We start from the raw sequence: 12,071 nt of genomic DNA, 5'->3' as shown, positions 1-12,071 counted from the left end.
TAATCAATGGACTGTCGCAGTCGCTAATCTTCTAAATAGTCAAATTCTAAAGCTGGATTAGCATTCAAATCTAGACCAGCTCGAGCACCATGGCGATAAGCAATATCTCCTTCTGCTCCAATCATGGCTGCATTGTCGCCCGCTAAGGCGATTGGTACTGGAATGTATTCAGTATCCGGAAAACGTTGCATCATTGATGCTAGCGCATCACGTAAGCCCCGATTTGCCGCCACACCGCCAGCTACAATGAAGGACTTAACAGGATACGCTTCCAAAGCACGTTGCGCTTTTCCAACAAGAATCTCAACCACAGCTGCTTGGAACGAACTAGCAAGATCATCCAAATCAATCGTCTCACCACGTTGCTCAGCATTATGCATTAAGTTAATCACAGCACTCTTAATTCCTGAAAATGAAAAATCAAAATTATCTTCATTCAACATAGCTCGCGGCAAGTTATACGTATCCGTTCCCTGATGTGCCATATCATCAATAATTTTACCTGATGGATACTTGAGCCCCATCGTCCGGCCAACCTTATCGTAAGCTTCACCAGCTGCATCATCACGTGTATCACCGATCACAAGATAATCATATTCTTCGCGCATCAATACAAGCTCTGTATGCCCCCCAGAAACCATCAACGCCAAAGCTGGGTATTGAATAGGTTCGACAAAATTAGCGGCACTAATATGTCCTGCTAAATGAATAACGGGCACAATCGGCAGGTTATGTGCCCAAGCAATCGTCTTAGCCGCAGTAACCCCAATCAAAAGTGCACCTACCAAACCAGGCCCTTGTGTTACTGCCACGGCATCTAAATCATCATAAGTAACTTGAGCATCCTCTAAAGCAGCTTGGGCCAAAATAGTTACTTGTTCAATGTGATGTCGGCTTGCCACTTCTGGAACAATTCCGCCAAAACGTTGGTGGGACTTAATTTGTGTGGCTGTTTCAAGACTTACAATCTCTGAGCCATTGCGTACAATTGCAACACTCGTTTCGTCAGCACTTGATTCAAATGCCATAATTAAACGATCTTTTGCCATGCTAACCTCCTCTTTTAAATGTAATAATCCATTAGTACTGCATCTTCACGTGGATTTTGATAATAATCTTTGCGTTCATGGTAGACATTAAAGCCTAACTTCTCATACACATGTTTAGCCGCCGAATTTGACGCCCGAACTTCGAGCAGTACTCGTGTATGTGGATCAAAACGTTTAAACCATTCGTACAACATTTTTTGCCCCAGGCCTTGCTTTTGAAAGGCCGTTTTAATTGCGACATTACTAACTGATAATTCATCAATAACCAACGTCCCCGCAACAAAGCCTATTGGTTCATCATCATGAGTCAGCACTAAATAATGTGTCAGGCGACTATTCAAATCCTTTTCAAATGCTGCGCTTGTCCAAGGTGACCCGCCATAGGCATCCTGTGCAATCGCAAACAATTCATCGGCCCCGATTGCTGGGCGAAAATTTAATTTTGTCATGCATCTCTTCCTATTTGCCGTTCTTCAAAATCAGTGCCATATCGTAGGCGTGTTGTTGTTTACCGTAGTAGTTGCGTCGTTCCCGAATGATTTGAAAGCCAAAACGTTCATAGAATCGAATTGCTCGCTCGTTTGCAACCGCCACTTCTAGCGAGACACGACTAAATCGACTTTGTTTCGCTAAAGTCATCAAGTAGCTCATAAAAAATGTCCCAACTTCACGTCCTTGCCAATGTGGCGTAATCGTAATATTTGTGAGATGGACTTCGCGAATCCCCGGACGGAAAGAAGCACCCATAAAGCCAACTAGGGAATTCGTTTCCGGATGGCGGAGCACAACGTACAGACGCTCACGCGTGCGATTCAATTCTTGCTCAAATATATATCGTGGCCATGGATCAACGCCACCGTAAGCTTCATGTTCTGCTGCCAGCATATCGTCTAAATCAGCCATAGTCGCTCGGGTCATCACAAAATCTGTCCCGTTAACCGCCACCGATTGACGAAACGCTCTTAGTTCTTTTGGAATCGGGTGCGTATGCCAATATAGCCAAGCCTTAAAGTTTTTCCACATAGTCAACATCACCTGCATCAGGGTGCGCTCGTGCCCAATCAGCTTCCGCTTGTGAGAGGCGATGATATTTTGGCACAAACTGATGAATATCATTCATGTCTGTCAAAACATCGGCTTCTTGTACTAATTCAGGAAGATGACTAGCATGTGGTAATACATCCTCAGCAAATTCAGCTGTTGGAAAAGTCATTTCTAACTCGTCCTGGAAATTTGCATATTCCCCTGCAAAAATCAATTGTTCATGTAGTTGTGCTAATTGCTCAATCAAAACATCAAGGTTCGTATGTTCATCAGTAACAATAGACACGAATTGTCCATTTTGCCATTGATATGCTCCAGCATACAAATTTTGATTGCGGGCATCCATCATCGGAACGATGACTGATTTCGAATGTTCAACATTAGAAGCCAAAACAGCTAAACTGGAAACGCCAGCTAATTCAAGATTTAAAGTAAATGCTAGCGTTTTAGCTGTGGTCACCCCAATTCGAAGGCCTGTGTAAGAACCTGGTCCTTGGCTAACAACCACTCGGTCAAGGTCAGCTGGTTGCCAACCGACACTTTTGGTGAGTTCATCAATAAATGGTAATAGTTGACCTGAATGATTGCGTGCGACATTTGCCTCACGCTGCCCCAACAGCGTTCCATTTTCAAAAATGGCAACACTTAGAGCCTGATTACTTGTATCAAATGCAAGTGTTTTTCCCACAATTCTCACCTCCCAGTAAGTCTATTTAATAACTATTTTAATGCAGTTCTGCATAAAAAAAAACCAGCTTGCCCTTTTATCTATGAAAACAAGCAGGTTTCTTATATTTTAACGATCTTCATAACCATGCGGGTGCTTTTGTACCCACGTCCAGGCCGTCTTAATGATAGTTTCCACATCATCATACTTTGGTGTCCAATTCAACACTTTACGTGCCTTATCAGATGAAGCCACCAGTGAATCTGGATCACCCGCACGGCGAGGACCAACTTCAGCTGGGATTGGCTCTCCTGTTGCATTTCGAGCTGCTTCAACCATTTGCTTAACTGAGTAACCTGTAGCAGATCCAAGATTGAATTGGTTTGAAGGGTTACCTTCAGCCAAATAATCAAGCGCTAAGATATGTGCGTCAGCCAAATCCATAACATGCACATAATCACGCACGTTGAAACCATCTGATGTATTGTAATCATCACCAAACATCATAATCTTTTCACGTTCACCAAGAGCAACTTGTAAAATAATTGGCACAAGGTGCGTCTCTGTTGGGTGATCTTCTCCAATTGAACCATCAGCCTTGGCACCGGCAACATTGAAATAGCGCAATGCTACCCATTTCAACCCATAAGCTTCATCAGCCCAACGCATAATGTGTTCCATTTGGAGCTTTGATTCACCATATGGATTAATTGGGCGTTGTGGTGCAGTTTCTGGAATTGGGTTCTCTTCAGGCGTACCATAAGTCGCAGCCGTTGAAGAGAAGACAATATTCTTTACTTGGTGCTTGAGCATCACTTCCAATAACGCGATCATCCCACCTGTATTATTGTCAAAATACTTCAAAGGATTTTCCATTGATTCTGGCACGATTGATGATGCTGCAAAATGTACAACTTGATCGATATCCTCTGCTTCAAAAACCTTATCCAAGGCATCTTTGTCTCGAATATCAACTTCATAAAATGGGACATTTTCAGGAACTGCCTTGCGGTGACCTGTTAACAAATTATCAACAACAACAACATCACGCCCATCTTCTACTAGGCGATCAACCATGTGAGAACCGATATAACCGGCACCACCCAATACTAATGTAGCCATAATTTTCTCCTCGTGTTTCTCTTTAACTTACGCTTCAATCCAATTGATTGTTGCTTCGGCTGACAATTGATCATCAACCATAATGCGATGCTTTGTCCGCATTTTTTCTGAATCTAGCACAATTTGCGAAGTGACAATATCATTCTGTCCGACTTCTTTTTCAAAGCGAATTTGAATTTGCGTCGCTTCATGACTATTTAAAAAGTCAGCTCCCAAACCATCAATCATCCACTCAAAATATCGTGAATTGTTGACATGATGATTAAAGTCAATATCAGTATACCGCACAGCGTACATTTGGTCATGTAGGATTTCATCATCTGAACTAATACTTTCAGGACCTGGGCCACGCTTAATCCGCTTCACCACATCAGGTTCATAACCAGCCGCCATTTCATCTGGAATTCGAATCATTTTACGCTTGGTCATATCCATCATGGCAAACAATGAATGAATCTCAATCAATAACTCACCCTGTTCATCATAAAAGTTAAAATCGCGATTAGCAAAATATGACGTGAATTCCTTAGCGACCGTTTCAATTTTAACCGTTTCACCAACAATCGGACGACGTTTAATTTGAATATCGTATTGAAGCACAATCCAACCAAGACCATGGGCATGGACAAAATCATCTCCAATCGACAAAGATTCGGCTTGAAGATTTGAAGCCAAAATAGCAAGATTTAAAATCATCGGAATACTTAATTTTGTCGTCATATCACATTCGTAATATTTAATGACGTGATTTGTATCATAAACTTGACTCATCATTTTTGCTCCTCATATGTTTGATATAACGCCTGTCGATCGAGTTGGCGCAGTTTTGAAACCTGTTTTACGGCTGCTGTCGTCTTCATACCTGACGCAACTAATGCATTAACAGCTTCAACAGGACTCAATTCGGCTAACGGATCAGCAGCTTCAACTGCTTCCGTAGGATGCTCATTCCCTGCAACCATCACCACAAACTCACCCCGAACTTCACTTTGTTGGGCCCAGTCAGCCACCTCCGCTGCTGTACCACGAATGAATTCTTCGTACTTTTTCGTTAACTCACGCGCTAGACTCACTTGGCGATCATCCCCGTACACGGTTTGAATATTCGCCAGTGTTTTCGCTAAGCGATGGGGTGCTTCATAGAATAAAATTGTCTCCGGCTTTTGCGCTAAGTCCGTCAACGTCTTTATTTGTTCAGATTGTTTACGTGGCAAAAAACCATAAAATGTAAATGGCTGTGGGCTTAAGCCTGATGCCACCAAAGCGGTAATTCCCGCACTTGCACCAGGTAAAGGCACAACTTGAATGTCAGCGGCCAAAGCAGCCAAAACTAATTCATGTCCAGGATCGGAAATAGATGGCATTCCAGCATCCGATACCTGTGCAATATTCGTTCCATCTTGTAGGCGTTCCACTAACTCCGGAATTCGATTTTCTTTATTATGCTCGTGAAAAGAAATCTGCTTGGTTTCAATTTCAAATTGATTGAGCAATTGTTGCGTATGACGTGTATCTTCAGCGGCAATCAAGTCAACTGATTTAAGCGTATTTACCGCTCGATAGGTCATGTCTTCTAAATTCCCAATTGGGGTTGGGACCAAGAACAAACTACCGCTTGCTTCTTTTGTAAAACTTCTTTGTTGCTGCATGTTTAACCTGCCATCGCTTTCTGACTCTTTAAAACAAAACTTTCGAGAGTCGTTTGGGGATTTAAATTCATATCTAAGGCATGTGGCATCATTAAGGCTAGATCAACTATCTGTAACCATTGCGAATCCGCTAACTTTTGAGCAATTTGTTGCCATTTTGATAAAGCGTCAAAGCCCGATGTAACCGATCGCCCTTGTCGTGCTAAGAGTGTATCGCGGGTCGCTTGAATAATCATATCAACTAGGACCTTAACCGACTGTTCTTTTGCTAATGGCATAAGCTCGGTCTGAACAAGTGTAAATGTTTGTAAATCCTGACCTAATAAGGCCGACATGAAACGTTCAACACTTTGCCGAGCCCGATCAAACCAATCCTCGGTCAACCATTCTTGCGCAAGTGTCATATCATCGGTAAGTTGCTGAGCAAGTTGCGCATTCGTCTGCGAGTATCCCATAGCAATTAATTGGGTTTGGATTTGGTCAGCTGGTAAAGCATTAAATTCGATTACCTGTGAACGCGAAATAATGGTTGGTAGCATTTGTTGACGACTTTTAGCGATTAGAATAATCGTTTGTTGCCCTTGTGGTTCTTCCATTGACTTCAACAATCCATTTGCCGCGCTTGAAGTCATCGTTTCAGCTGCATGAATAATTAAAACTTTACGCTCACCTTCAACAGCTGTTTTAGACAACTCCCCTTGCAAAAAACGGATTTGATCCACCTTCAAGCTATTGCCCTCGGGTGCTAATTCGACAACGTCTGGATGTTCGTGTTGCGCTATTCGCACGCACTGATTACAGGTACCATCTGGATCACCCTTTTCCGTTGGATGTAAGCATAACAACCGCATCGCCAACCAATCAGCAACCTCAGCTTGACCACGACCATTAGGCCCAACAAATAGGAATGCATGCCCTAATTGATTCTGGGCAATAGCCCGTTCAAAATTGGCAATAATTTGTGGTTGATCATGCTGTGCTGTGGCAATCAATGTCGCGGCCTGACTTACCTCTGACATGACGCTTCCTCACCTTCTTTAAAATTGATGAAATTGGGCAACATCTTGCACAAAGACCGTCGCACCACCAATTTCAACCTCCATTGGTGTAACAACTGCTGACTCAACAGTGTCCATGCTATAAGCCGGTGTCATTAAGCGATCCCGTTTTTGGGCTGATTCCTTAATAATAGCTAAAACTTCGTCGACACGGTCATCATCAATTCCAATCATAAATGTCGTACTTCCGGCCTTCAAAAATCCACCGGTTGAAGCTAAGCGTGTTGCTCCAATCTCAGCTTTAACTAAAGCCTTTCCTAGCTTAGCTGCGTCTTGATCCTGTACAACTGCTGTAATCATTTTCATGGTCATGCCCCCTCGTTATGCTTCAGTTGGTAGTGTTAAAATGTGTTGCATTGCATCCCAAGCATCTGCCACCACTTGTTCTAATGGCTGGCTGGCATCTATCACCCAGAACCGGTCTGGGTCTGCAGCAATTAAATCGTGGTATGCCGCACTTACGCGTTGATGAAAGGCGAGTGCTTCGACATCCAATCGGTTAATTTCGTCTTGGCGCGTTGCTTGAATCCGCGCTAACCCGACTTCTGGTGCTAGGTCAAGATAGATGGTTGCTTGTGGTTGAAGCCCATTAGTCGCGTATTGATTTAAGTCCGCCACTCTTTCAGCGCCTAATTCACGCCCACCACCTTGATACGCTATTGAGCTATCAAGATAACGATCGGAAATAATCACCTTGTCATCCGCCAATGCTGGGCGAATGGTTTCAACGACATGTTGTCGACGTGCTGCTGCATACAACATTGCTTCAGTCCATGGATCCATTGCCGGATACGCTGGGCTTAACACCAGGTCTCGAATCGCCTCTGCGACTTGGTTGTCACGGCCACCAGGTTCGCGAGTAATCACCAACTGCTCACCTAACATGGGTGTAAGTCGATCTAAAATTGCGTGCAAGACTGATGTTTTACCAGCCCCGTCCGGTCCCTCAAATGAAATGAACTTTCCCGTCATAATCTACACCCTCATCCTTTATTACTTTCTATTATACCATAGCAAAAAAAGGACTTAACCTAAAGCTTAGGCCCGTCCTTTTTAGCGTATTCTTACATTTCAGGATGAATAAAGGCAGTATGCCAACTTGCCGTGATATCACGCTTGCGGGCAGCCCGTAACAAAAAGAAATATTTTTGTTTTTCAATCGCTGTTTGTGCCTTGATCATTCGTGGATCGGCATCACTTTCAAACATCGCTGCTTCTGATAGCTTTGCTTTTTCAAAGTTATACTTGGCATTTGCAATACCATCCGTCAGATAATTATCGTAAACGGTTGGGTCCAAACGCTTTTTCTTTTTAATCCCAAACATGGTTAAAGTTCTGTCCTTCCTTCAACTGCCTTAATTAATGTAATTTCATCTGCGTAATCAATATCACTACCAACTGATAGGCCGGTCGCCAACCGCGAAACTTTAATCCCAGCCGGTTTCAACAGCCGTGACAAATACATGGCTGTGGCTTCACCTTCTGCATTTGCATTAGTCGCGACAATGACCTCTTGAATCGCATCGTTTTTTTGTAACCGCGTAACAAGAGAATCAATATTAATATCATCTGGTCCCTTACCTGCCAAAGGTGACAAAACACCATGTAAGACATGATAAAGCCCATGGTACTCACCCGCATTTTCAATCGCCATTAAATCTTTAACTTCTTCAACCACTAGTACTGTAGTTTGATCACGTGTCGGATCAGTACAAATACTACATGGGTCTGATTCAGTCAAATTACCACAGATACTACAGAACGTTAAATCACGTTTGGCTGAAATAAGCGCTTGGGCAAAACTGGTCACATCTTCCTCAGGCATATCGATTACATAGAATGCTAATCGAGTTGCCGTCTTGACCCCAATACCAGGTAGTTTCGTAAAACTATCAATTAATTTTGCAACTGGTTCTGGATATTGCACAACGCTTACCTGCTTTCTATCGAATTAGAATCCGCCCATTCCCTTTGGTGCAAATTGTCCCAAACGCTTTTCAGTATCTGCTTCAATTTGCTTAAGGGCATCATTTACAGCAACCAAAACCATGTCTGATAGTCCTTCTGGATCTTCAGGATCAATCACATCAGGCTTTACTTGCATATCTAACATTTGACGGTCTCCGTTAAATGTTACGACAACCATATCTTCAGGTGCTTTTCCAATGTACTCAGTTTCAGCAATTGCTGCTTGTTCTGATTGTACTTGTGATTGCATCTTCTTCATTTGCTTCATCATGCCTTGCATATTTTGTCCACCAAACATCTCTTCATCCTCTTTTCTTTTAATTAATCATCTTGTGTTTCAACGAGTTCTTGGCCAAAAATCGCCCGCGCCTCATTAACTGCTGGATCCTCAGGTTCACTTTGATCAGCCTGTTCAACTTCATCAATCAGGCCTTGCATTCCCGGATCATCCGCAACAGGTTGCGGTTTTGTGGGTGCTTGTGGTGCACTTTGATCACCACGCGTTGCTTGCACAAACGCTGAACGCATCTCAGGCCACTGCTCATTTGTAATGAACACTAACTGGCGATCCGTCTTTGATTCGGTGAGCACCCGTAATTGCTTCGTCATTGTTGTTAACAAATCATTATTGCGACTAGCATTTATACGAATAATGTCAAAATCAAAGGCAACAACCAATCCATCTGGTGATGCTGCAATCGGACGTGCTACGTTCAACATCGCTTGTTGCGGTACTGGCAAACTGTTAACTAAATCAGACCAAATCGTCTGGACCCGACTTAAATCACCACGCGTTGCCTCACGCAAAACATTAAACACAGCGGCTTGATCATCCAAAACCGTGATTTTCGTTTCAACCGGCTTTTTTTCTGAATTCGACGCCTTAGTAGCGACTGTTTGAGATGTAGCCGCCATACTTACCGACGCCTCTGAAATCGGAGCCGAATGAGTAGCTGCGGCCGCTTGTGACTGTGGGGTTACATTTGACGTTGTAACCGATTGTTCCGTTGTCGCAGGAGCCGATACCGTCTGTGGTGCTGGACTTACCGCACTAGCTGCAACATCAGCACTCAACTTAACCGTTAGCACTTCCAAATACACACTTGGGCGATTTGTATAGCGTAATTGTTGTTGTGTATCACTTAAGATATCAATCATACGATACCATGTTTGGGCCGGTGTATTTTGCGCTAACTGCTTAAAATTATCATCTGGCACTAAAGTGATTAAATCAGGCGCTTCCGTATACAATAGTAAGTCGCGCGCGTAACTAATCAAATCTTCTACAAAGCGATTTACATCTTTTCCTGCATCTAGAATTTCTTCGACTTTAGCAAGTGCTAATTTTGTATCTTGGGCTTGCACAGCCTGAACATACTCTCCTAACAAGCTTTGTGTAACAGACCCTGTCACTAGCAGTGCGTTTTCTAGCGTAACGGTATCATCCCCGAATGACAAAACCTGATCCAAAATACTTAACGCATCACGCATACCACCGTCCGCAGCATTCGCAATCACGCGTAACGCATCTTCATCATACTTATCACCGACCTGGTCTAAGATATAGACCATCCTATTCATCGCATCCTGAGCGTTGATTCGTTTAAAGTCAAACCGCTGTGTTCTTGAAATAATGGTTGCTGGAATCTTTTGAGGCTCCGTTGTAGCTAAAATAAAAATAACATTAGCTGGGGGCTCTTCCAAAGTTTTCAATAAGGCATTAAAGGCCCCAGTTGAAAGCATATGGACCTCATCAATGATGTACACCTTGTATTTACCCTGGGTTGGCGCATAATTCACATCTTCACGAATCTGACGAATTTCATCAACACCATTATTCGAGGCCGCATCCATTTCGATAACATCAGCAAAAGATCCATCGTTAATCGCTAAACAAATCTCACACGTGTCATCCGGCTCCCCATCAACAGGGTGTAAACAGTTAACCGCCTTGGCAAAAATTTTGGCCGCTGACGTCTTACCAGTTCCGCGAGGACCGCTGAAAAGATAGGCATGAGTGATTTGGTTACTGATAATTGTGTTTCGAAGAGTTCGAGTCACAACTTCTTGACCAATCATGTCGCTAAACTTTTGTGGACGCCATGTCCGATATAAAGCTTGATATGCCATTTTCAACGTCCTCCTATTTAAAATCTATTCATTCTATTTTACCAGAAAATGCGATAAAAAAACGCCAGCCGATAAAATTATCAGCTAGCGACTTTAATTACTAAAGGAAGTGAAGCACAATACACGGTCTCCTTAGTGCTGCTGCCTTCCGACCCTGACACGGTTCGAAGTGCATACTTGCCTCACCGAAAATAATTATAACATGCACAGAATTATTTGACCAGTTTATTTTCCGCTTCTTTTCGTGCGCGTTTCTCCGCTTTTCGCTTTTTTCGAACAGCTTTAAAAAAGGCTTTCAAAAGCGCACTGCATTCAGCCTCACGCACGCCCGCGACAACATTTACTTGATGGTTCAATCGTGCATCCCCTAAAACATTATAAAGTGAGTCTACCGCACCACCTTTTGGATCAGCTGCACCATAATAAACATCTGTAATTCGTGTTTGTTGAATCAAACCCGCGCACATTAAACACGGTTCAAGGGTGACAAATAGTTGCGCCTCTGGTAAACGCCACGAATGTTCAAACCGATTTGCCTCACTAATCGCCATCAACTCCGCATGTTGGGTAGCATCTTGCATACGCTCTCGTAAGTTAAAACCTCGACTTACAATTTGACCATCAATGACGACAACGGCACCAATTGGTACCTCACCCAACGCACCAGCTTTTTTCGCTTCGTATAAGGCTTGACCCATAAAATAATCAATTTGTGCGGGTGATAGATCAGTCGACATTTACACTCTCCATAATGTAATAGCCCTTATCTTTGGCAATCGTTTGCGCATTCCCAAATGTTTCTTCCATCAATTTCTTTGCTGAAGGCGCACCCTGTTTCTTTTGTAAAACCACCGTCAATGTTCCTTCAGGCAATAGATGTTCCTTAGCTTGTGAAATCATCGTTTGTACGATATCTTTTCCAGCTCGTACGGGGGGATTGACCAGGATTGCTGCAAAACGATCTGGCACATTCTCATAGCGATCAGATTGCACGACTTCAATTTGATCAGCCACATGATTGGCTTGCGCATTCCGCTTAATTAATTCAGCGGCACGATGATTGATTTCCGCCGCCACAAATTGTCGGTTAGGTAACGCTTTCGCTAAACTAATGGCAACTGGTCCGTATCCGGCGCCCAAGTCCAAGATTTTCCCCTCAGGAATATTTTCTGAGTCAAACGTTTCCAACATCGTACGGGTCCCATAATCAACGGTGCTTTTAGAAAAGACACCAGCATCGGTGGTAAAGCGCAAGTCATGCGCCAAAAGATTAAATTCGAATGTATGTTCATCATGAGCCGTGGTGGGCTCAGCTGTATAGTAATGATCTGTCATTTTATTTACCTCGTTTTTGTCTCTTCTATTGTAGCACGCTTCATTTAAC

16 protein-coding genes and 1 other RNA gene are annotated in these 12,071 nt (G+C 43.2%); all 17 read right to left on the bottom strand.

What is annotated here, in order from left to right:
• Positions 1-23: 23 nt before the first annotated feature.
• Positions 24-1,049 carry a tRNA (adenosine(37)-N6)-threonylcarbamoyltransferase complex transferase subunit TsaD gene (gene tsaD / locus IV50_RS03495; protein ID WP_057745148.1) on the bottom strand — a complete coding sequence of 342 codons (1,026 nt, stop codon included), beginning with the start codon at positions 1,047-1,049 and terminating at the stop codon, positions 24-26.
• A 14-nt stretch (positions 1,050-1,063) separates the two neighbouring features.
• Positions 1,064-1,498: a ribosomal protein S18-alanine N-acetyltransferase gene (rimI, locus tag IV50_RS03490; protein ID WP_057745145.1), complete on the bottom strand. Its 435-nt coding sequence runs from the start codon at positions 1,496-1,498 to the stop codon at positions 1,064-1,066.
• 10 nt (positions 1,499-1,508) lie between these two features.
• Positions 1,509-2,072 carry a GNAT family N-acetyltransferase gene (locus IV50_RS03485; protein WP_057745143.1) on the bottom strand — a complete coding sequence of 188 codons (564 nt, stop codon included), beginning with the start codon at positions 2,070-2,072 and terminating at the stop codon, positions 1,509-1,511.
• Complete coding sequence (tsaB, locus tag IV50_RS03480; RefSeq protein WP_057745142.1) at positions 2,056-2,781, bottom strand: tRNA (adenosine(37)-N6)-threonylcarbamoyltransferase complex dimerization subunit type 1 TsaB; 726 nt, start codon at positions 2,779-2,781, stop codon at positions 2,056-2,058. The genes IV50_RS03485 and tsaB overlap by 17 nt, the downstream gene beginning before the upstream one ends.
• Positions 2,782-2,889: 108 nt before the next feature.
• Positions 2,890-3,882, bottom strand: a complete 993-nt coding sequence (gene galE, locus IV50_RS03475) for a UDP-glucose 4-epimerase GalE (RefSeq protein ID WP_057745139.1) — start codon at positions 3,880-3,882, stop codon at positions 2,890-2,892.
• A gap of 27 nt (positions 3,883-3,909) precedes the next feature.
• Positions 3,910-4,653, bottom strand: coding sequence for an acyl-[acyl-carrier-protein] thioesterase (locus IV50_RS03470; RefSeq protein ID WP_057745942.1), 744 nt, complete (start codon positions 4,651-4,653; stop codon positions 3,910-3,912).
• Positions 4,653-5,531 (bottom strand): 16S rRNA (cytidine(1402)-2'-O)-methyltransferase, encoded by an 879-nt coding sequence (rsmI, locus tag IV50_RS03465; RefSeq protein ID WP_057745137.1) that lies wholly within the window; start codon positions 5,529-5,531, stop codon positions 4,653-4,655. Before rsmI ends, IV50_RS03470 begins: the two co-directional genes overlap by 1 nt.
• 2 nt (positions 5,532-5,533) lie before the next feature.
• Positions 5,534-6,550: a DNA polymerase III subunit delta' gene (gene holB / locus IV50_RS03460; protein WP_057745133.1), complete on the bottom strand. Its 1,017-nt coding sequence runs from the start codon at positions 6,548-6,550 to the stop codon at positions 5,534-5,536.
• 18 nt (positions 6,551-6,568) lie between these two features.
• A complete protein-coding gene (locus IV50_RS03455; RefSeq protein WP_057745131.1) occupies positions 6,569-6,895 on the bottom strand; it encodes a cyclic-di-AMP receptor in 327 nt (108 codons plus the stop codon).
• A 15-nt stretch (positions 6,896-6,910) separates the two neighbouring features.
• Positions 6,911-7,561, bottom strand: coding sequence for a dTMP kinase (gene tmk / locus IV50_RS03450; RefSeq protein ID WP_057745128.1), 651 nt, complete (start codon positions 7,559-7,561; stop codon positions 6,911-6,913).
• 92 nt (positions 7,562-7,653) lie between these two features.
• Positions 7,654-7,914, bottom strand: coding sequence for a YaaL family protein (locus IV50_RS03445; RefSeq protein WP_057745125.1), 261 nt, complete (start codon positions 7,912-7,914; stop codon positions 7,654-7,656).
• 2 nt (positions 7,915-7,916) lie between these two features.
• Positions 7,917-8,516, bottom strand: a complete 600-nt coding sequence (gene recR / locus IV50_RS03440) for a recombination mediator RecR (protein WP_057745122.1) — start codon at positions 8,514-8,516, stop codon at positions 7,917-7,919.
• 24 nt (positions 8,517-8,540) lie between these two features.
• Positions 8,541-8,855, bottom strand: coding sequence for a YbaB/EbfC family nucleoid-associated protein (locus IV50_RS03435; protein ID WP_057745119.1), 315 nt, complete (start codon positions 8,853-8,855; stop codon positions 8,541-8,543).
• Positions 8,856-8,878: 23 nt separating this feature from the next.
• Positions 8,879-10,687 carry a DNA polymerase III subunit gamma/tau gene (gene dnaX, locus IV50_RS03430; protein ID WP_057745116.1) on the bottom strand — a complete coding sequence of 603 codons (1,809 nt, stop codon included), beginning with the start codon at positions 10,685-10,687 and terminating at the stop codon, positions 8,879-8,881.
• A 103-nt stretch (positions 10,688-10,790) separates the two neighbouring features.
• Positions 10,791-10,876: signal recognition particle sRNA small type (gene ffs / locus IV50_RS07660), an RNA gene on the bottom strand.
• Positions 10,877-10,899: 23 nt separating this feature from the next.
• Positions 10,900-11,424 (bottom strand): tRNA adenosine(34) deaminase TadA, encoded by a 525-nt coding sequence (tadA, locus tag IV50_RS03425; RefSeq protein ID WP_057745113.1) that lies wholly within the window; start codon positions 11,422-11,424, stop codon positions 10,900-10,902.
• Entirely contained in the window at positions 11,414-12,022 is a 609-nt protein-coding gene (locus IV50_RS03420; RefSeq protein WP_057745110.1) for a class I SAM-dependent methyltransferase, read from the bottom strand. The genes tadA and IV50_RS03420 overlap by 11 nt, the downstream gene beginning before the upstream one ends.
• Positions 12,023-12,071 lie beyond the last annotated feature (49 nt).

It is taken from the genome of Weissella viridescens, assembly GCF_001437355.1.
Classification (GTDB): Bacteria; Bacillota; Bacilli; order Lactobacillales; family Lactobacillaceae; genus Weissella; species Weissella viridescens.
Note: the sequence above shows the minus strand (reverse complement) of the source record. Positions and strands in the feature narration are given on the sequence as shown.